The organism is Streptomyces sp. SAS_270, assembly GCF_052543295.1.
In genome coordinates this window covers 79,548-98,097 of sequence record NZ_JBMNDS010000003.1, presented here as the reverse complement: position 1 = coordinate 98,097, position 18,550 = coordinate 79,548, and the positions used below count along the sequence as shown (strand labels likewise).

22 protein-coding genes and 1 riboswitch are annotated in these 18,550 nt (G+C 71.0%); of the genes, 5 read left to right on the top strand and 17 right to left on the bottom strand.

From position 1 onward, the window contains the following. Positions 1–47: 47 nt before the first annotated feature. The 4 genes from ACN6LB_RS03145 to ACN6LB_RS03130 form a co-directional block, all read right to left on the bottom strand. Positions 48–1,487, bottom strand: coding sequence for a GH1 family beta-glucosidase (locus ACN6LB_RS03145; RefSeq protein WP_445024446.1), 1,440 nt, complete (start codon positions 1,485–1,487; stop codon positions 48–50). Between the two features lie 281 nt (positions 1,488–1,768). Further along, the gene (locus tag ACN6LB_RS03140) at positions 1,769–2,740 is read right to left on the bottom strand and encodes an aldo/keto reductase (protein ID WP_445024445.1); all 972 of its coding nucleotides are present in this window, start codon (positions 2,738–2,740) and stop codon (positions 1,769–1,771) included. 154 nt (positions 2,741–2,894) lie between these two features. Further along, complete coding sequence (locus ACN6LB_RS03135; protein ID WP_445024444.1) at positions 2,895–3,911, bottom strand: LacI family DNA-binding transcriptional regulator; 1,017 nt, start codon at positions 3,909–3,911, stop codon at positions 2,895–2,897. Between the two features lie 429 nt (positions 3,912–4,340). Continuing rightward, positions 4,341–4,682: a hypothetical protein gene (locus ACN6LB_RS03130; protein WP_445024443.1), complete on the bottom strand. Its 342-nt coding sequence runs from the start codon at positions 4,680–4,682 to the stop codon at positions 4,341–4,343. 438 nt (positions 4,683–5,120) lie between these two features. Here ACN6LB_RS03130 and ACN6LB_RS03125 point away from each other — a divergent pair, with 438 nt between their 5' ends. Next, positions 5,121–5,306 (top strand): hypothetical protein, encoded by a 186-nt coding sequence (locus tag ACN6LB_RS03125; protein WP_445024442.1) that lies wholly within the window; start codon positions 5,121–5,123, stop codon positions 5,304–5,306. Positions 5,307–5,442: 136 nt separating this feature from the next. Here the strand turns inward: ACN6LB_RS03125 and ACN6LB_RS03120 are convergent, their stop codons facing one another. The 8 genes from ACN6LB_RS03120 to ACN6LB_RS03085 form a co-directional block, all read right to left on the bottom strand. Then, positions 5,443–6,069, bottom strand: a complete 627-nt coding sequence (locus tag ACN6LB_RS03120; protein ID WP_445024441.1) for a YigZ family protein — start codon at positions 6,067–6,069, stop codon at positions 5,443–5,445. Positions 6,070–6,151: 82 nt separating this feature from the next. After that, positions 6,152–6,697 (bottom strand): SixA phosphatase family protein, encoded by a 546-nt coding sequence (locus ACN6LB_RS03115; protein ID WP_445024440.1) that lies wholly within the window; start codon positions 6,695–6,697, stop codon positions 6,152–6,154. Then, on the bottom strand, positions 6,694–7,374 hold the full coding sequence (locus ACN6LB_RS03110; protein ID WP_445024439.1) for a hypothetical protein: 681 nt from the start codon (positions 7,372–7,374) through the stop codon (positions 6,694–6,696). The genes ACN6LB_RS03115 and ACN6LB_RS03110 overlap by 4 nt, the downstream gene beginning before the upstream one ends. A gap of 95 nt (positions 7,375–7,469) precedes the next feature. Further along, positions 7,470–7,790, bottom strand: a complete 321-nt coding sequence (locus ACN6LB_RS03105) for a DUF190 domain-containing protein (protein WP_445024438.1) — start codon at positions 7,788–7,790, stop codon at positions 7,470–7,472. A gap of 79 nt (positions 7,791–7,869) precedes the next feature. After that, a complete protein-coding gene (locus tag ACN6LB_RS03100; protein ID WP_445024437.1) occupies positions 7,870–8,889 on the bottom strand; it encodes a phosphotransferase family protein in 1,020 nt (339 codons plus the stop codon). Between the two features lie 93 nt (positions 8,890–8,982). Then, a complete protein-coding gene (locus tag ACN6LB_RS03095) occupies positions 8,983–9,891 on the bottom strand; it encodes an ABC transporter ATP-binding protein (RefSeq protein WP_445024436.1) in 909 nt (302 codons plus the stop codon). Beyond that, positions 9,888–10,901, bottom strand: a complete 1,014-nt coding sequence (locus ACN6LB_RS03090) for a FecCD family ABC transporter permease (RefSeq protein ID WP_445024435.1) — start codon at positions 10,899–10,901, stop codon at positions 9,888–9,890. The genes ACN6LB_RS03095 and ACN6LB_RS03090 overlap by 4 nt, the downstream gene beginning before the upstream one ends. Next, a complete protein-coding gene (locus ACN6LB_RS03085) occupies positions 10,898–11,905 on the bottom strand; it encodes an ABC transporter substrate-binding protein (protein WP_445024561.1) in 1,008 nt (335 codons plus the stop codon). The genes ACN6LB_RS03090 and ACN6LB_RS03085 overlap by 4 nt, the downstream gene beginning before the upstream one ends. A gap of 83 nt (positions 11,906–11,988) precedes the next feature. Further along, a riboswitch (cobalamin riboswitch) is annotated at positions 11,989–12,173 on the bottom strand. Between the two features lie 122 nt (positions 12,174–12,295). Between ACN6LB_RS03085 and ACN6LB_RS03080 the strand changes: the two genes are divergently transcribed. Together ACN6LB_RS03080 and ACN6LB_RS03075 are read left to right on the top strand one after the other, a co-directional pair. Next, positions 12,296–12,706 carry a CoA-binding protein gene (locus tag ACN6LB_RS03080; protein WP_445024434.1) on the top strand — a complete coding sequence of 137 codons (411 nt, stop codon included), beginning with the start codon at positions 12,296–12,298 and terminating at the stop codon, positions 12,704–12,706. Between the two features lie 78 nt (positions 12,707–12,784). Then, complete coding sequence (locus ACN6LB_RS03075; protein ID WP_356141473.1) at positions 12,785–13,225, top strand: GNAT family N-acetyltransferase; 441 nt, start codon at positions 12,785–12,787, stop codon at positions 13,223–13,225. A gap of 3 nt (positions 13,226–13,228) precedes the next feature. Here the strand turns inward: ACN6LB_RS03075 and ACN6LB_RS03070 are convergent, their stop codons facing one another. The 3 genes from ACN6LB_RS03070 to ACN6LB_RS03060 all read right to left on the bottom strand — a co-directional run bounded on the left by ACN6LB_RS03070 (position 13,229) and on the right by ACN6LB_RS03060 (position 15,393). Beyond that, positions 13,229–14,098 carry an alpha/beta fold hydrolase gene (locus ACN6LB_RS03070; RefSeq protein WP_445024433.1) on the bottom strand — a complete coding sequence of 290 codons (870 nt, stop codon included), beginning with the start codon at positions 14,096–14,098 and terminating at the stop codon, positions 13,229–13,231. A gap of 124 nt (positions 14,099–14,222) precedes the next feature. Next, complete coding sequence (locus tag ACN6LB_RS03065) at positions 14,223–14,777, bottom strand: YbaK/EbsC family protein (RefSeq protein ID WP_445024432.1); 555 nt, start codon at positions 14,775–14,777, stop codon at positions 14,223–14,225. A gap of 43 nt (positions 14,778–14,820) precedes the next feature. Then, on the bottom strand, positions 14,821–15,393 hold the full coding sequence (locus ACN6LB_RS03060; protein ID WP_356141479.1) for a helix-turn-helix domain-containing protein: 573 nt from the start codon (positions 15,391–15,393) through the stop codon (positions 14,821–14,823). A gap of 93 nt (positions 15,394–15,486) precedes the next feature. Here ACN6LB_RS03060 and ACN6LB_RS03055 point away from each other — a divergent pair, with 93 nt between their 5' ends. Continuing rightward, positions 15,487–16,344 (top strand): EamA family transporter, encoded by an 858-nt coding sequence (locus ACN6LB_RS03055; protein ID WP_445024431.1) that lies wholly within the window; start codon positions 15,487–15,489, stop codon positions 16,342–16,344. Position 16,345: 1 nt separating this feature from the next. On the opposite strand, the gene ACN6LB_RS03050 is transcribed toward ACN6LB_RS03055, so the two are convergent. Next, a complete protein-coding gene (locus ACN6LB_RS03050) occupies positions 16,346–17,143 on the bottom strand; it encodes an acyltransferase (protein WP_445024430.1) in 798 nt (265 codons plus the stop codon). Positions 17,144–17,261: 118 nt separating this feature from the next. Between ACN6LB_RS03050 and ACN6LB_RS03045 the strand changes: the two genes are divergently transcribed. Next, on the top strand, positions 17,262–17,795 hold the full coding sequence (locus ACN6LB_RS03045) for a gamma carbonic anhydrase family protein (protein WP_445024429.1): 534 nt from the start codon (positions 17,262–17,264) through the stop codon (positions 17,793–17,795). A gap of 80 nt (positions 17,796–17,875) precedes the next feature. On the opposite strand, the gene ACN6LB_RS03040 is transcribed toward ACN6LB_RS03045, so the two are convergent. Beyond that, entirely contained in the window at positions 17,876–18,532 is a 657-nt protein-coding gene (locus tag ACN6LB_RS03040) for a DedA family protein (RefSeq protein ID WP_356141488.1), read from the bottom strand. Positions 18,533–18,550: the final 18 nt, after the last annotated feature.

Sequence of the window (18,550 nt, the reverse complement as noted above, 5' to 3'; positions counted from 1 at the left end):
GCACCGCACAGGACTTTCAAAACACCCCCTAGGGCTGTCGCAAGATGTCAGTGCGAGGACGCCGCCCTCGGCTGCTGGGCGTGATGCTTCCTCAGCAGTTCCTGGTACCACAACGCACTGTCCTTGATGGTGCGGCGCTGGGTCTCGTAGTCGATGTGGACGATGCCGAAGCGCTTGGAGTAGCCGTATCCCCATTCGAAGTTGTCCATCAGTGACCATACGAAGTATCCGCGCAGATCCACGCCGGCGGTCAGTGCCCGGTGGGCTGCGGCGAGGTGGCGACGGATGTAGTCGACGCGTTCGGGGTCGTGGACGGCGTGGCTGCCGTCGGCGCGGGCGGTGAGGTGGTCCTCGAACGCCGCTCCGTTCTCGGTGATGACCAACGGCTGGCCAGGGAACCTGGCGTGCAGGTCCAGGAGGAGTTCCTCCAGGCCGTCGGGGTCGATGTTCCAGCCCATGGCCGTGTGTGGGCCCTCCTGCGCGACGAACTCGACCTGGGGCGAGCCGGGCCAGGGTGATCCGCCCATGTCCTTGTGACCGTCGTTGTTCTGACGAGGCGTCTCACCGTCCCAGAGCCGAACCGTGGTGGTGGCGTAGTAGTTGACGCCGAGCAGGTCCAGGGGCTGGTGTATCCGGGCCAGGTCGCCGTCTTCGACGAACGCCCAGTCGGTGACGGCGGCGGTGTCCTCGATGAGGTCCTGCGGGTAGTGGCCTCGCAGCAGGGGTTCGGTGAAGGCCCGGTTGGCCAGTGCGTCGATGCGTCGTACGGCCTCCTCCCCGCCCTCGCCCTTGCCGCGCAGGACATGGAAGTTGAGGGTGATCGAGTACTGCGGATCGTTGGTGGTGACCGCCCTGAGCTGCTCGACCGCCAGACCGTGGGCGAGGTTGAGGTGATGCACCGCGGTCAGCGCCGCGGCGCCGTCGGTGCGGCCGGGAGCGTGGGCGCCGGAGCCGTAGCCGAGGTAGGCGGAACACCAGGGTTCGTTCAGGGTCGTCCAGACCGCCACCCGGTCGCCGAGGGCTTCGCCGACGATGCGGGCGTAGTCGGCGAAGGCGAATGCGGTCTCGCGGTTCGTCCAGCCGCCCTCGTCCTCGAGGACCTGGGGCAGGTCCCAGTGGTAGAGGGTGGCGATCGGAGTGATTCCCCGGTCGAGCAGGCCGTCGACGAGGCGGCTGTAGAAGTCCAGGCCCTTGGAGTTGGCCGGGCCCCGGCCCGTGGGCTGGATGCGTGGCCAGGCGATGGAGAACCGGTAGGCCCGCAGGCCCAGGGACGCCATGAGGTCGAGGTCGGCGTCGAGACGGTGGTAGTGGTCGGCCGCGATGTCACCGGTGTCGCCGTTCCACGTCTTGCCCGGGGTGTGGGAGAAGGTGTCCCAGATCGAGGGACCGCGCCCGTCCTCGTCGGCGGCGCCCTCGATCTGGTAGGCGGCGGTCGCGGAGCCGAGGAGGAAGTGCGCGGGGAAGGACAGGTGCTGGGCTGTCGGCATGCGGATTTCTCTCTGCTGGGCATCGGCCAGGAATCAAGGAGATGTTAACGTTAACAAGACGCCCAAGCCGTCGGCCCGACGAACCCCGCTTCCCTCCCGCCTGCCTCGGAGTGCGCCCCGTGCCGACCTTCTCCAACGCGGCTTCGGCCCCGAGGGTCCGGGACGCATCGTCGCTGCGGGCCGGCGTCGGGGGGCGCTCCGGCCGGCGAGGAGGACGAGGGCCTGGGCGGAGGCGGAGCCGGGTGTTCAGCCTTGGGCGGCTGCCACGCGGCCCCGTCGAATCAGCCGTAGAAGTTCTTCTGCCAGCGGTGCTTGGCCAGCAGTGACAACTCCTGGACGGTCAGCGGTGGCGCTTCGGTGATCGCCGCGTTGCGTTCCACGTTCGTCAGGGACCGCATCCCGACGATGACAGTAGAGATCGCCTGACCGGCGAGAGCGAACCTCAGGGCCGCGGAGGGAAGTTCGTCGGCGCCGATCCGCAGCTCGGCGAGGATCGCCTCCACACGCTCCTCGACCTCGGCGGGACGGTCGTCCCTGAAGTACCAGTTGCGCCAGTCGCCCTCGGGAAAGGTGACGCCCTTGCGGATCCCTCCCGTAAGGGCCCCTTCGTCAAGGGCGACTCGGACGATCACGCCGACGCCGTACTCCTCACAGGCCGGCAACAGGGCGTCGGACGGCGCCTGTTCGAAGACGTTGTAGATGACCTGGACCGTGTCCAGGACCCCGGTGCGCAGCACCGTGAGCACGTTCTCGGGCTGGTGGTCCTTGACGGAGATCCCGAAGGCCCTGATCTTGCCCTCCTGCTTGAGGGCGTCCACGGTCTCCAGCCAGTCGCCGCGGCCGGTCCACTCGTCCTCCCAGGTGTGCAGCTGGAGGAGGTCGACGTGGTCGCGGCCGAGTTCGCGCAGGCTGGTCTCCAGGCTCTCGCGCAGGTGCGCACCGGGGAAAGCCTCCATGACGTCGATTCCGCTGGGCGCCAGGGAGACGGGCACCTTCGGCCCGGCCTTCGTCGCCACGTGCACGCCGTCCCCGCCGCCCGGCAGTTCCTTGAGTGCGCGGCCGACGACGCGTTCGCTGCGGTCGTAGGCCCGGGCGGTGTCGATGAAGGTGACGCCCAGGTCGATCGCGCGATGCAGGGCGCGTACGCCGGAGTCGTCGTCGGCGCCGACCCAGGCGCCCTGGCCAAGTCCCCAGGCTCCATAGCCGATCTCGGAGACGGTCAGTCCGGTGTGGCCGAGTTCCCGATGACGCATGTGCTGTTCGTACTCCCCGGGTGAGGCCCCTGGTGAGGAGCCGTTCCTGTGTGCTGCCCGACAGCACCACGACTTGCCTGCCCGACGCTACAGACGGTGGTGGTCACGGCGACAGCACGGAGGGACAGCGAAACTTTCGAATCCGTGGCGTGCCTCAGGAGCCCGCTCGGGGCGCGGCGGTGCTGCGCCGTACGACGAGGCGCGGGGCGATCTTCTGGTGCTCGGACGTCTCCCCGCCCAGCACCCGCACCAGCAGCTCGATGGCACGCCCGCCGAGGTGGGCGAAGTCCTGCCGGACCGTGGTCAGGGCGGGGACCAGGTATCCGGCGCCCTTCATGTCGTCGAATCCGACGACCGACACATCCTGCGGCACCTTCACGCCTCGCTCGGCGAAGGCGGCCAGCACTCCCATCGCCATCTGGTCGTTCCCGGCGAAGACCGCGGTGGGCAGGCCGGTGTCGCCCGCGCAGAGTTCACGGGCGAGGCGGAACCCGCTCTCCGCGCTGAAGTCGCCTTCCAGCAGGGGCCCTTCCACTCCCGCGTCGGCGAGTTCGGCCTGCCAGCCGGCGACCCGGGCCCGGGCGTCGAAGGTGCGCAGCGCACCCGTGAGGTGGGCGATGTTCCGGTGCCCGAGGCCGAGGAGGTGGCGAACGGCCAGACGGGCGCCGAGTTCCTGGTCCACCTCGACGAAGCTCAGACCGGGGTCGGGCACGCTGCCGGACATCACCACCACGACCGGCACCCCGATCGCGAGGCGGGACAGTGCCTCCACGGCGACGGGCCGGTCGGCGACCACCGCGATCGCCTCCACCGACTGGTCGGTGAGCCGCTGCAGGGTCTCCACGAGGTCGCCTGTGGTGCTCTCCCCCTGCCGACTGGCCAGACTCACCCAGTAGCCGGCCTGCTTGGCGGCCGTCTCCACGCCCAGGAGGATGCGCGGCAACTCGAACAGGTCCGACCCGACGATCACCACGCCGATCGTCGAGGAACGGCGGCTCTTGAGGGCCCGGGCGACGCTGTTGCGTCGGTAGCCCAGTTTCTGGATCGCCGCCTCGACCCGGGTCCGGGTCTCCGGACGGACCGAGGGGTGGCCGTTGATGACACGGGACACGGTGATGTGCGAGACGCCGGCCTCCCGGGCCACGTCCATCATGCCTGGCGGCCGGTCCATGTCACTCGTCCTCTGCCTAAACCCCAGCAGGCGGCCTCGCGCCCACCGCCGATCCTGCCACAGGCCCTGGGCCCCATCTCGTTACGGCCGGGCAGGCACGAAGACGGCTCAGGAGTCCCCACTGCCCTCAACTGGAGCTCTTCGCCCACCGGTCGTTCATGAGGAGCGACCCCCTGGAAGGGATCAGATTGACCAGCACCGCGAAGTCGACTGCAGACAGACTCGACTCCGTCTGCAGCAAGCGTGCACGAGCTGAGGTGCGGTCGCGGCCCGCCTGCCCTGCGCCGGACCTCCTGCCCCGGCGATGGACCCGCGGCCGGCACCCGTCCAGGGGCGTCCCCGGTGGGAAAGGGGTGACCTCTGCTGACGGGTGGGACTCCTCTGCCCCCGCCGTGGGGGCGGGGGCAGACTCCGGCTGAGCAGAGTGCGTCAGTGCTCGTGACGCGGATGGACGTGGAGATGGACCCACGGCAGAACCGCAGCCAGCATCAGGCATGCGACCTCGAACTGCCAGGGTGACGCCGTCGCGAGAAGTGTCAGCGCCTTCGCCATCAGATAGGGACCGATGACCGATCCGGCAACTCCGGAGAAGGCGTTGAACGTCCGAAGCGCCTGTCCGGACTCCCTGTCCGGCACGGAGACCGTCAAGGCCGGGCCGTCCGGAGTCGTCGTGATCGACACGTAGGCGGAACCGGTGGGTTCCCCGGTGTCGAGTACGAGGACTTCGTCGTCTTCTTCGTTGCTGTGAGTCGGCGGGTCGTTGAGGGGCATGGCCGGACCTTTCCGGCCGGTTCAGAGTGGGTTGTCGTGTTACGTGGGAACCGGCCTGATCGGCTGCACGGCGCCACCTCCATCTCGGGTTGAGGGCGGACACGGACCTCCTGGCGGCCCACCGCTCCCCGAACCCCCGTGGGTCCGCGGCGTCCGCCGGAGCCGCAGCTTTCGCTGCGTCTTTCCCCCGATCGCCTCCTGCGGAGCGCGGTGCCGCAGCCCCGTGTCTGCGGTGCCCGCCCTTCCCAGTGAGGCAGGACCCACGGTAGCAAAGGTGGTGCGTTAACGCACCAATTTGGTGGCGTTCTGTTGCGTTCCATGGCAGACTTGCAGATCAGAACGCCAGCGCGGGCAAGACGAGAAGAGGAAGAGGAGGGGCTGCGCATGGGAGGACAGCCGGTTCGTTCGTTGCGTCATCCTGAGAGTGAGCGGTACTCCGTGACACTCGTTCCACCGGCCGTGCAGGCGGTAGCTGAGCTCACCGAGGCGACCGGGCTCAGCAAGGCGGACGTGATCAACCGCGCGGTGCAGATCTACGCCTATCTGGAAGCGCAGCGGGCGCAGGGGCACGAGATCCTGCTGCGGGATCCGCAAGGGGCCCTGGAACGGGTTCACATCCTCTGAAGGCGGCCCCGTCGGGAGGGCATCAGGCCAAGAGGCGAACCCCGCCTGAACTGGCACTTCGCGAAAGCCCAACGGCTGGGTCCGACATCACCGGCGGATACTCCCGTATCGGTCCGCCGCGTATCCCCGCTGTCCGTCAAGCGTCCCCGTACGCCTCTCCGCCCAGTTGGAACCCGGCCGTCCCGGCCGTCGCGTCCGCCAGCCATGACCTGAAGGACTCCACGTCCGCGTCCGGCAGCCCGATCTCGATGGTGACCGCCTCTGCGTACCGCACGTCCCGCACCTCGCGTCCGCTGGAACGCAGGTCGTTCTGCACCTTGCCCGCGCGCTGATGGTCGACGGTCACCGTGGCGAGCCGGAAACGCCTGCGCGTGATCGTGCCGAGGGTGTCCAGCGCCTCGCCGACCGCGCCGCCGTACGCCCTGATCAGTCCGCCCGCGCCCAGCTTTACGCCGCCGTAGTAACGGGTGACGACGGCGACGACGTACCGCATGTCGCGGCGCAGCAGCATCTGGAGCATCGGGACGCCCGCCGTGCCGCCCGGCTCGCCGTCGTCGCTCGCCCGCTGGACGGCGGCGTCGGCGCCGATGACGTACGCGAAGCAGTTGTGCGTGGCGTCGGAGTGCTGTTTGCGGATTCCCGCGATGAAGTCCTGGGCCTCCTGCTCGGTTCCCGCCGGGGCGAGGGCGCACAGGAAGCGGGAGCGGTTGACCTCGGTCTCGTGCACGCCCGCGCGGGCCACTGTGCGGTACTCGTCCTGCATCGGGCCAGCGTATGCGCTCCACGCGCGCGTGCCGCCCGTCGGCCTTCCCTGGGGGCGCCCCCGGAGGCCCACCGGCTCGTCCTCAGGAGGGCTTCTTCCCCCTCGGCACGGTCATGCCGGTCAGCAGCGCCGTGCCGGGGGCGAGCAGGTCCCATGTGCTGCCGCGCCAGGAGAGGAACGCGGTCGCGGAGGTCGGGAACTTGGTGCGGACGTCGTCGAGCGCGTCGTCGAGGCTGTCCCCGGCCAGTTCGAGCACGAGTTCCTCCAGCCCCGGATTGTGCCCGACCAGCAGCAACGTCCCGACCTGGTCCGGCACTTCGTGCACGGCCTCCAGCAGCTCCGGTACGTCGGCCCCGTACAGCCGCGGATCGAACCGCACGGCCGGCGGGGTGCCCCACTGTGCCGCAGCCAGCTCCCACGTCTGCCGGGCGCGGACGGCGGTGGAGCACAGCGCGAGGTCCGGCAGACAGTCCGCCTCGGCGAGGGCGCGCCCGGCGGCGGGCGCGTCGCGTCGGCCGCGCGGCGCGAGCGGGCGCTCGTGGTCGCTCACGCCCGTGGGCCAGGCGGACTTGGCGTGCCGCAGGACGACGAGTCTGCGCAGCGGGCCGGTTCCGGCGCGGGCGATCACCGCACCGTCCCGATGTCGCGGGTGAGTTCGAGGCCGAGGAGGCGGTCCGCGTAGGCGTACGTCTCGAAGCGGGCCCCTTCCGGAACGTCCTCGGCCCGCTCCACGCGTCGCAGCACGTCCAGTACGGCGGGTACGTCGAGGTCGTCCTCCCAGGCGGCCCGCAGCTCGTGCCGCACTTGCTCGGGGACCGGCTTCGACGGCCGGGTGGCCCAGGTGGCGACAGCCCTGCGCCAATGGCCGAGCGTCTCTCGGGCGTCGTCCAGGCAGGCGCTGTCGAGGTCGACGGGCTCCTGGCGCGGGCGGGCGAGCAGCGCCATGCGCAGCAGGGACGGGTCGGCGGTGCCGGTCACCGGGGCGACCTCCACCCGGATGCCGTCCGGCGCGGGCTCGCCCGGCGCGAGGACGTGCAGCACCGGGCCCGGGCCGAGGATCCCGCCCTCGGCCCGGCGGATGCCGAGTGCGTCGGCCCGCGCCCGCAGCTCCGGAGGCGGATCGGCGACCGTGACGACGGGTGTGCCGCCCAGTTCGAGGGCGCGGGCGAGAACGTCGGCGACCAGAAGCACCCGCAGGGCGGACGTGTCGCCCTGCGCGACATGCGCCACGACACGGGTCAGGCTCCGGCGGGCGTTCACGGCGTCGGTGGGCTCGCCCGTTCGGGCGTCAGTGATACGTAGCACGGGGTGAGCGTAGGCGGGCGGGCGGCGGAGCGCAGGGAGGTGGACGCCATTCCGGACAGAGATCCGGAGTTCGCGGCACTCAGGAGCTCGCCGCCTCACGGCCGATGGATCCGCACCCGGTCAAGGACGGCGACCGCGTACGTCTCGCCCAGAAGGTCCGCCACGCCGGACAGAAAGGACCTGAGCCGTTCCTCGTCGTCGACGATCACGACCGCGCAGGGCCCCTTGGCGGTGAGGTGCGCCGACTTCGGGTGTCCGGCGCCGAAGCCGGTGAGGCCGTGGAAGACGCTCGCGCCCAAGAGGCCTTCGCGCCGGGCCCGGTGGACGAGTTCGACGTAGGCGGGCCGGTGGTGCCAGAGCACGGCCGCGTCGAGATGGACGGTGAGACGGGCGGCGACGATGTCGGAGTCGGCCATGGGATCACCCCTCGGGCGCCGCGCGGACGCCCCCTTCGGACGGTACTGCGCGCACGCCCCGCTCGGGAGGCGCGGGTCGTCAGCCGGCCTGCACCGCGGAGAGGTTGTCCAGCTCGGCGTCCAGGAGCCCGCTCACGTACCGCGTCCGCTCCTGTTGCTCCGGCCCGGAGAATCCTCTGGGTGTCGTCTCGACCAGCATGATGAGGTACAGGTAGCTGCGGTAGAGGGAAAGCCGCAGCCGGGTGGCGGAGTCGAAGACGAGGTGCCCACCGGCCCCGCGGTATCCGCTGAGGTACGGCTCGTCCTGTTCGATGTCCTGGAACAGTCCCAGCGACACCAGCTCCGCCACGGGGTCCCCCCAGAAGGCGCGCTCACCGTCGACGAGGCCGCTGATCCCGGTCCGTCCGCCCGGCGTCCGGTCGACCAGGATGTTGCCGTCCCACAGGTCGAAGTGGACGAGGACCGGGACCACCACCTCGTCGAGGACGTCCGCCCGGGCGCGGATCGTCCGCCTGATCCGCTCGGTGGAGCGGGGCAGGACGGAGGCGAAGGTGTCCGCGTCGGTGAGCACCGCATCGACCATGGACAGAAAGGCGGTTCGCCAGTCCGGGGCCAGGTCACCGAGCTGCGGATAGCCGTATCCGGGGCCGGTGACCTCGTGCAGCGCGGCGACCATGCCGCCGAGTTCGGCACGCATCCGGATCCGGTCGTCGTCAGTGATCCGCTCGCGCTCGGCGAACCAACTGCCGCCCGGCAGTTCGGACATGAGCAGGAAGTCGCTGCCGATCACCTTCCGGGTGAAGTCGGCGTGCACCACCTCGGGCACGGGCGCCTTCCCGGCCGTGGCGCGGTAGAACATCTCCTCGGTGCGCATGATGCCGGGCTCGTGGCTCAGCGTCGGCGCGTCCGGGTGGGGCGCGACCTTGAGGACCAGGCCGGAGTGCTCCGCGGTATCGGCCAGTCGCAGGCGATAGGCGGTGTTGAAGGTCGCGTCCGAGAGTTCCGTGCAGGCGCGTATCAGCGCGGGGTCGATCCCGGACGCCGCGAGCACGTGGTCGAGCTGCTCCCGATCGAGTTGTCGCCGGTGGTGATTGAGCACCGTGTCACCTTCCCGTGAACCAGGTCTACGCCTGAGGAAAGCTATACGGGAGCGCTCCCATGCTCAACCTCCCCGTTCACCGGAGCGCCGCGTTCACCGGAGCGTCCCCAAGTAGCGTACGTACGGCCGGTCTTCGGCACCGGAGACGGTGACGGCGGCGCGCACCCCGTACACCTCGGCGATCAGCTCTTCGCTGAGCACGTCACGCGGCGTGCCACGGGCGACCACGCGGCCCTCGCGCAGGACGACGAGGGCGTCGCAGTACATCGCCGCGAGGTTGAGGTCGTGCAGCGCGACCACGCTGGTGAGCGGGAGGCCGGTGATCAGGGCGAGCAGGTCCAACTGGTGCTGGATGTCCAGGTGGTTGGTCGGCTCGTCCAGGAGGAGTTCGCGCGGTTGCTGGGATAGCGCGCGGGCTATCTGCACCCGCTGCCGCTCACCGCCCGACAGGGTGTGCCAGGACTGCCCGGCCCGGTCGGCCAGGCCGGTGCGCTCCAGGGCGGTGCGGACGGCCTCCTCGTCGGCGGCCGAGGCGGGCGTCCATGCGCGGCGGTGCGGGGTGCGGCCGAGTCGTACGACATCGAGGACGCTCAACTCGACCTGGGTGTCCACCTGTTGTTCGACCACGGCGACGCGGCGGGCGATGTCGCGGCGGTGCAGCTCGGGCAGCGGGCTGCCGTCGAGAGTGACGACCCCCGAGGCCGGGGCGAGCACCCCGGCGAGCAGCCGCAGCAGAGTGGATTTCCCGGAGCCGTTGGGGCCGAGCAGACCGACCGTGGAGCCCTCGGCCGGGGCGAGGCTGACACCGTCGAGGATGAGCCGCCCGTCGACCTCGCGCGAGACGCGGTCGGCCCGGAGCCCGGTGTCCTCGTGCCGCCCGAGATCCGTGATCTGCGGCCCGGAGTTCTTGATCTGCCCTGCGTCGGTGATCTGCCCTGCGTTCGCCCTTGGCTTGGCGTTCGTCGTTTGTCCGGCGTCCGTCGTCTGTCCGGAGTCCGTCATCGCGCGCTCCTGGACCGGTACAGCACCAGTACGAACGCGGGCACCCCGATCAGTGAGGTGACCACGCCCACCGGCACCTCCTGCGGGTCGAGGACCGTACGGGCGAGGGTGTCCACCCACACCAGGAACACCGCCCCGGCCAGCGCGGCGACCGGCAGCAGCCGGGCGTGGCCGGATCCGACCAGGGCGCGGGCCGCGTGCGGCAGGACCAGGCCGACGAAGCCGATCGCGCCGGCCGAGCTGACCAGGACGGCGGTGAGCAGAGCCGTGACGCTCAGCAGCACCAGCCGGGTGCGGGCGACGGACACGCCGAGCGCGGCGGCCGCGTCCTGTCCGAAGGCGAAGGCGTCGAGCGTGCGGGCGTACCCCGCGCAGACCAGCAGGGCGACGCCGAGCACGCACGCGCCCACCCACACGTCCGTCCAGCCGGCGCCGCCGAGTGAGCCGAGCAGCCAGAACAGCACCCCGCGGGTGGTCTCGGCGTCGGCGGCGGTCATGACGACGAAGGAGGTGAGGGCGGAGAAGAGCTGCATGGCGGCGACGCCCGAGAGCACCACGCGGTCGGTGGTGCCGCCGAGCGTGTGGCTGAGCAGCAGGACGAGCGCGAAGGACAGGACCGCTCCGGCGAACGCGCCCGCGGACACCGACACGGCCCCGCCCCCGACGCCGAGGACGACCACGGCGACCGCGCCCGTCGACGCGCCGGACGACACCCCGAGCACGAACGGATCGGCGAGCGGGTTGCGCAGCAGGGACTGCATCACCGCGCCGCACACGGCGAGGCCCGCGCCGCACACGGCCGCGAGCAGCGTGCGCGGCAGCCGGAGCTGCCACACGATTCCGTTCCGGATCGGCGAGACGTCCGTGCTCCCCCACCCGAGGTGGGCCGCGACGACCGACCAGACGTCGCCGACCCGGATCTGCGCGGGTCCGATGGTGATCGCGACGGCGATGGACGCGCACAGCGCGGCGAGCCCGGCCGCCGTCGACAGCAGTCCCTTGACCGTCACCCCGCGAGCCCGAACCGGCGCAGTCCGGCGGCCACTTGCTCCACGCCCTCCACGGTGCGGATGGTCGGGTTCATGGCCTGGCCGCTGAGCAGGACATAGCGCTTGTGCCGGACGGCGGACATGTTTTTGGTGACCGGGTCGGACTCCAGGAAGGCGATCTTCCGGGCGGCCGACTCGGCGGTCTGCGACTTGCGCGTGAGGTCGCCGATGACGAGCACGTCGGGGTCGCGGTCGGCGACCGTCTCCCAGTTGATCTGGGGCCACTCCTCGTGCGTAGCGCCGAAGGTGTTCTTCGTGCCGAGTGCGCGGGTGATGACGCCGGGGGCTCCGCAGCAGCCCGCCATGTAGGGCGACTGGGCGTTGGCAAACCAGTACAGGAGGGTGACGTCCGAGGCGTCGATTCCCGAAGTGGCCTTCGCCATGCGCTGCTTGAGCGAGGCGACGAGCCTCTCGCCCCGCTTCTGCACCCCGAACACCTTGGCCAGGTCCCGTACTTCGCCGTAGACGGTGTCGATGGTCAGCGGTTGCTTGCGCGAGCCGTCCCCGTCACCGGAGTTGTCCTTGCCCGCGCAGTCGGACGGGGAGACGTAGGTGGGGACGCCGACCTTCTCGAACTGGTCCCGGGTGGCCACGCCGCCCTTGCCCAGTGTGGAGACGAAGGAGGCGGCGACGAAGTCCGGTTCGGTGTCCAGGACCCGTTCGAAGGAGGGGTTGTTGTCGGCGAGCCGGGGCACCTTGGCGTTCGCCTTCTCCAGGCCCTTCATCACGGGGTCGGTCCAGGTGGCCGTCCCGGCCATCCGGTCGGCGAGCCCGAGCGAGAGCATGATCTCGGTGGCGCCCTGGTTGAGGGAGACGGCGTGGCGCGGCGGGGCCGCGACTCGGACGGTCCGGCCGCAGTTGTCGAGGGTGACGGCGGTCTTCGCCGAAGCGGTACCGGACGAGCCGGAGCCGCAGCCGGTCAGCAGCAGCGCGCCGGCGATCAGCGGGGCGGCGCGGCGGGTCATACGTGCGGTGGGCACGGGAGTGGGTCCCCAGTCGTCGAGGGCTCAAGCGCGGAGCCCGGTCGTACGGTCTCCCCGGCGGCACTCGACCGGCGGGGCCGCCAGCAGGTCTTCGGACTCGGGGTCACGCGAACGAGGCGCCTTCCCGGACTCTTCGTGGTCCAGTGGCCGATGCCCCGCCCGTCGCCCTCACCGCTGCGCGTCAGCTCCGGATTCGCACCGGATTCCCTGACCCACGTACATGGGTTCGACTGGCCTCGAAAAGTTATCACGGGGCGTGCCGGGAATCGCCTGCCGCCCTGGGCTGTTGCCACCCGCAGAGCCCCTGGAGCGGGGCGAGCCGCAGACGCACCGCAGCCGGACCCGCAGCCGCGGAGACAGAGGAGACACACCATGTACGGCGACCAGGAGACGGTCAGCAGGATCCTCTCGGAGCTCGGCGACACCTGGGCCGTCGTGGGCCTCTCGACCAACCGGGACCGCGCGGCCTACGGCGTCGCCGAGGTGCTGCGCCGGCACGGCAAGCGCGTCGTCCCGGTCCACCCGAAGGCCGAGACGGTCCACGGCGAGCAGGGCTACGCCTCCCTCGCCGACATACCCTTCGAGGTCGACGTCGTCGATGTCTTCGTCAACAGCGACCTGGCCGGCCCGGTGGCCGACGAAGCCGTGGAGATCGGCGCGAACGCCGTCTGGTTCCAGCTGGGGGTCGTCGACGAGGGGGCGTACGAGCGGACGCGCGCCGCGGGGCTGGACATGGTCATGGACCGCTGCCCGGCGATCGAGTACCGCCGACAGGGCATTTAGGACTTCCGAGGGGTGCCTCAACCGGCCGGTACGGAAACGTGGTTGACGGTTCACGAGGCACCCGGGTTTCCTGCTCGGATGCCCACGCTTCGCATCGAGCAGCCGACGGACGAAGCCGGTCTCACGGACTGGCAGTACGTCCACAACACGGTCATCCCGACCCACGTCCTGTCCCTCGACGACGTGCGGGAGCGGACCGGCCGCAACCGCATGGAGGTCGCCCGTCTCGGCGACGTCCTGGTCGGCTGCACGACGGTGCGTCCGCCCGACGACGAGACGCCCGCGGCCACGGTGATCGCCCGCGTGCTCGCGCCGCACCGACGGCAGGGGCTCGGCGCGCAGCTGTACGCGCGCGCTCTGGAACAGGCGCGGGAACTGGGCACTGAGGCGATCGAGACGGTGGTCCTGGCCTCCAACGAGGACGGCCTGCGCTTCGCGCTCCGCAATGGATTCGTCGAGGTCGAACGCTATCTGCTGCCGGGCGACACCATCGAGTGGATCAGCCTGCGGCTGGCCTGAGCCTCAGCCCCGGCCGGCCGGCTCCTCGGCGAGGAACCCTTCGACCGCGTCGGAGAAGAAGTCCGGATCGTCGATCCACGGGAAGTGGCCGGTGCCCGGCTGGACGGTCATCCGCGCCGCGGGGAACAGCCCCGCGATGTCGGCGGCGACGCGCGGCAGCGGGCCGCTGTCCACTTCGCCCGCGAGCAGCAGCGCCCGTCCTTCCCATCCGGCGAGGGCGGCGAGCGCGGTGCGAGTTGCGTCCGGTGTGAAGGCGCCCGAGGACGCGTACAGGCTCGCTGCCTCCTCGTTGCTCTGCTCCGCGTCGGCCGCGGCGTGGGCCCGCGCGGCCTCGTCCCACCGCCCGTAGAAGAAGGGTGCGGCGGTGTCGTAGTCCGCGTCGGAGGCCGTGCCGGCCCAGGTCCTTTCGTAGGCACCCAAGGCCGCCTCGAACCACGGCTCGCCCTTGCGCAGGGCGGCCGCTTCGAGGCGGTGCTCCACTGTGAAGTCGACGCCCAGGGCGCGCGCCCGGGCGGTGATCAGTGCCAGACTCCGCACGCGCCGCGGGTAGCGGGCCGTGTAGAGCAGCGCGAGGTCGCCTGCCGCCGAGTGGGCCAGCAGATCGACGCGCTCCAGCCCGAGGTGCACGCGCAGGGCCTCCACGTCGGCCACCTGACGATCGCAGCGGTACGTCGCCGGGTCCTCGGGTACGCCGGAATCGCCGGTGCCCCGCAGATCGAGCCGGATCAGTCGGCGTCGCCGGGCGAGCCCCCCGAGGTCGCCCAGATAGGCGGAGGCGCGCATCGGCCCGCCCGGCAGGCAGAGCAGCGGCTCGCCCTCACCGTCGAGGTGATAGGCGAGTTCGGTCCCGTCGGAGGCGGTGAAGCTGGGCATGCCGCCATCCTGACGACCTCCGGACGATCACGGCAAGCGGTTTGCGCGGCGTGCGGCAGGCGGCGCGCGGCAAAGGGCGCGAGGATCCGGTGACCGACACCCGGCACTCAGCGGCTGACGGCGGTCAGGTGCCGAGCCCCTCCAGCACCACCGCGTTGGGCAGCTCCGCAAAAGCCTTGCCCGGCACGAGCAGCTTCCCCCTGCGCCGCCCGCTTCCCACCAGTACATAGGCCAGGTCGACGACCGCGGAGTCCACCAACACGGGCCAGTCGCCCGGCAGTCCGAGGGGCGTGATGCCGCCGTACTCCATCCCGGTTTCCCCGGTCGCCGTGTCCATCGGTGCGAACGAGGCCTTGCGGGCGCCGAGTTGGCGGCGTACGGCGCCGTTGACATCGACGCGGGTACCGGAGAGGACCACGCACGCGGCCAGTGTCGTGTCGCCTCCGCGCTTGCCCGCGACCACCACGCAGTTGGCGGACTGGCCGAGGAGCTCCTGGCCGTAGTGCTCCAGGAAGACCGAGGTGTCGGCCCACTCCGGCTCGGTGTCGACGTACACGATCTGCTCGGCGGGGACGCTGCCGCGCCAGTGGCGTACGGCGTCGGCGACCGGGCGGGTGAGCCGGTCGAGGCATTCGGGTGCGGGTGTGGCGTGGTCGAAGTGTCCGATGGGTGCGCGCATGACCGCACGCTAACAGCCGCGCCGGCGCCTCCCGCTGGGCGTCTCAGCGGACGAGCGGCACCGACACCGTCATGATCATCTCGACCGGCTCGTCGCCCGAATTCCCGTACACATGAGGGGTGTTGGCCTCGAACGAGACGCTCGCGCCCGTCGGTACGAGGTGGTCCACGCCGTCGACGGTGAGGGTCAGTTCGCCCGTGGTGACGTGGACGAGTTCGACGGTGCCGTTGGGGTGGGGGTCGGAAGGGCTGTGGTCGCCGGGCATCAGCCGCCAGTCCCACATCTCCAGCGGGCCGGGGGCCTCGGTGCCGGCGAGGAGGCGGTTGTAGCTGCCCGCGTCGGTGTGCCACAGCCGTACGGCCTGGTCGGCCGGGACGATCCGGACCTTGGGGCCCTGCTCGTAGTCGAGGAGGGTGGTGATGCTGATGCCGAGCGCGTCGCCGATCTTGACGACGGTGCCGATGCTGGGGTTGGTCCTGGCCTGCTCGATCTGGATGAGCATGCCGCGGCTGACCCCGGCGCGGGCGGCGAGGGCATCCAGCGTGAAGCCCCGTTCCGTGCGCCAACGTTTGACGTTGCGCGCCAGGGACTGGGTCAGCAGGTCGAGATCCGACACATTCCGTCCAATATTCTGGATGACAGAGTTCAATCGAGTGAACTATGGTGTGGTGCACCTGATTGTTCACTGAACTGTACTGCGAGGCACCTCATGACAGCACTCTTCGCCCTGGCCACCAGCCTCCTGTGGGGCCTGGCCGACTTCGGCGGAGGACTGCTGACCCGGCGCACCCCGGCGCTCACCGTGGTCGTCGTCTCGCAGACCATCGCGGCGGCCGTCCTCGGAGTGATCGTCGTCGCCACCGGCGGCTGGAGCGAGGCCGGTCCGCAGCTCTGGTTCGCGGTGGCCGCCGGTCTGGTCGGTCCGGTCGCGATGCTCGCCTTCTACAAGGCGCTCGCCCTCGGCCCGATGGGCGTCGTCTCGCCGCTCGGTTCCCTGGGCGTGGCCGTCCCGGTCGGCGTGGGTCTGGTGCTCGGCGAGCGCCCGGGGCTGATGCAGTTCGCGGGGATCGCGGTCGCCGTCGCGGGTGTCGTACTGGCGGGCGGCCCGCAGCTCAAGGGCGCCCCCGTGCAGCGGCAGGCGGTGCTGCTCACCTTGCTCGCGGCGTTCGGCTTCGGCGCGGTGATGTCGCTGATCGCGGAGGCCTCGACGACCGTCACCGGCCTGTTCCTGGCGCTCTTCGTGCAGCGCGTGACCAACGCGGTGGTGGGCGGTAGTGCGCTCTACGTCTCCGTGCGGCGCGGCGCCCCGGCCCTCCCCGAGGGCGGCTTCCCCTGGGGTTCCGTCCCCGCGCTCGCCTTCATCGGCCTCGCCGATGTCGCGGCGAACGGCACGTACTCGGTGGCCGCGCAGCACGGCCCGGTCACGGTGGCCGCCGTGCTCGCCTCGCTCTATCCGGTGGTCACGGCACTGGCCGCGCGCGGCTTCCTCAGTGAGCGGCTGCGCGGCATCCAGGCCGCGGGCGCGGGCCTCGCCCTGCTCGGCACCGTGCTGCTCGCGACCGGCTGAGTCAGGACTCGGGGGCAGGCTCCGAGAGCCGGGAGACAGCTTCCTCGTCGAGCTCCGCGAGCCGGGCCGCGCTCTCCTCGTCCAGCTCCGACAGCGCGAGCAGCTGCTCCGGCGTGACCCCGTCCGGGATCGGCACCGGCGCCGGTGTCCGCAGCGGGGGCTGCCAGCCGGTCACCGCGTCCCAGTGCCGTACGACCCGGGCCGGCGCCCCCGCGACGACCGAGTGGTCGGGAACGACGCCCCGGACGACCGCCCCGGCGGCCACCACCACGTTCCGCCCGATCCGGGCCCCCGGCAGGATCACCGCGCCGGTGCCGATCCAGCAGCCCGGTCCGATCTCCACCGGCTCCATCCGCGGCCACTGCTTGCCGATGGGCACGTGCGGGTCGTCGTAGGAGTGGTTCGTGGACGTCACATAGACGTATGGGCCGAAGTAGCAGTCGCTGCCGATGGTGACCGACGTGTCGGCGATGACATGGCTGCCGCGGCCGAGGACGACTCCGTCACCGATGCGCAGGATCGGCTCGGGGCCGAGGTCGAGGTCGGGCATCAGTCCGGCCGTCAAAGTGACCTGTTCGGCGACGATGCAGTGGGAGCCGAGGTGGATCCACGGTTCACCGAAGACCGTGCCGAGCGGGAAGGCGAGCCTGGTACCTGTTCCCATGGCGCCGAAGCGGAGGCGTCCGGGGTGCTCGGCCGTGACCGCGCCCGTCCGCTGCGCCCAGGCCCAGCCCGCGTGGACGGCGCGCTGCGCGAGGCGCCGCCGCCATGATGAGAACGTGTTCCTGCTCTTGGGCACCCGCTCACGGTACTCAGCGTGACGTGGGTCGATGACGGCGGGCCGCTGTGATCTTCACCCCACCACGGCCGGGCGGCATGCAATACCGTGCCGTTGAACCCATGACGAGGAGACGGCAATGACGCACAAGGCGCTGATCGCGGGCATCGGCGGCAAGGATCCGCAGGTGGATCAGGAGGCGTTCGCCGCCCCGACGTCCGTGGTGATCGGCGAGGTGACCCTGCACGCGGGCGCGAGCGTCTGGTACGGCGCGGTGCTGCGCGCCGACTGCGGTCCGATCGTCATCGGCGCCGACAGCAACATCCAGGACAACTGCACGCTGCACGTCGACCCGGGCTTCCCCATTTCGGTCGGGGCGCGCGTCTCCGTCGGGCACAACGCCGTGGTGCACGGCGCCACGGTCGAGGACGACTGCCTGATCGGCATGGGCGCCACCGTGCTCAACGGCGCGGTGATCGGCGCCGGTTCACTGGTGGCCGCGCAGGCACTGGTGCCGCAGGGCATGCAGGTGCCCCCGGGCTCGCTCGTCGCGGGCGTACCCGCCAAGGTGAAGCGGCCACTGACGGACGAGGAGCGCGAGGGCATCTCGCTGAACGGCACGATGTACGCGGAGCTGGCGAAGGCCCACCGCGCGGTGCACGAGGAGCAGTGAGCGCCGGGTTCGCAACGGTCTCGGCGCCCACGCTGCTGTGACCGTACAGGCAGCGCGTCGTCGGGGGACGGGCCGGTGACTCAGTCGGCTGCGGGCGCGGCGACGGGCTGCGGCTCGGCCGCCTCGCTCTCCGCCGTGACCTGCTTGGCCTTCCGCTTCACGACCAGCATGGAGACGAGCCCGATGAGGAGCGCCACCACCAGCCCCAGCCACGAGAAGCGCTTGAGCCAGGACTCGGCGACCACGCCGACGTAGTAGATGACCGCTGTGGTGCCGCCCGCCCAGATGATGCCGCCCAGGACGTTGGCGATCAGGAACTTCCAGTACGGCATCCGCAGCACACCGGCGAGCGGGCCCGCGAAGATCCGCAGCAGCGCGACGAAGCGGCCGAAGAAGACGGCCCACATGCCCCACTTCTGGAAGGAGCGCTCGGCGGTCGCGATGTGCCCCGCACTGAAGTGCTTGGGGAACTTGCCGCCGAGCCAGGCCAGCAGCGGGCGTCCGCCCTTGCGGCCGATGGCGTACCCGATCGAGTCGCCGACGATGGCACCCAGGCTGGCACAGGCGCCGAGGATCACCGGGTTGATGCCGGAGTGCTGCGAGGAGAGCAGCGCCGCCGAGACCAGGATGATCTCCCCGGGCAGCGGGATGCCCAGGCTCTCCAGACCGATGACCAGGCCCACCAGCGCGTAGATGCTGATCGCCGGCACCGTCTCCAGCCATTCCTGGACGTGCAAGGCCGCTTCCTCCCGTTG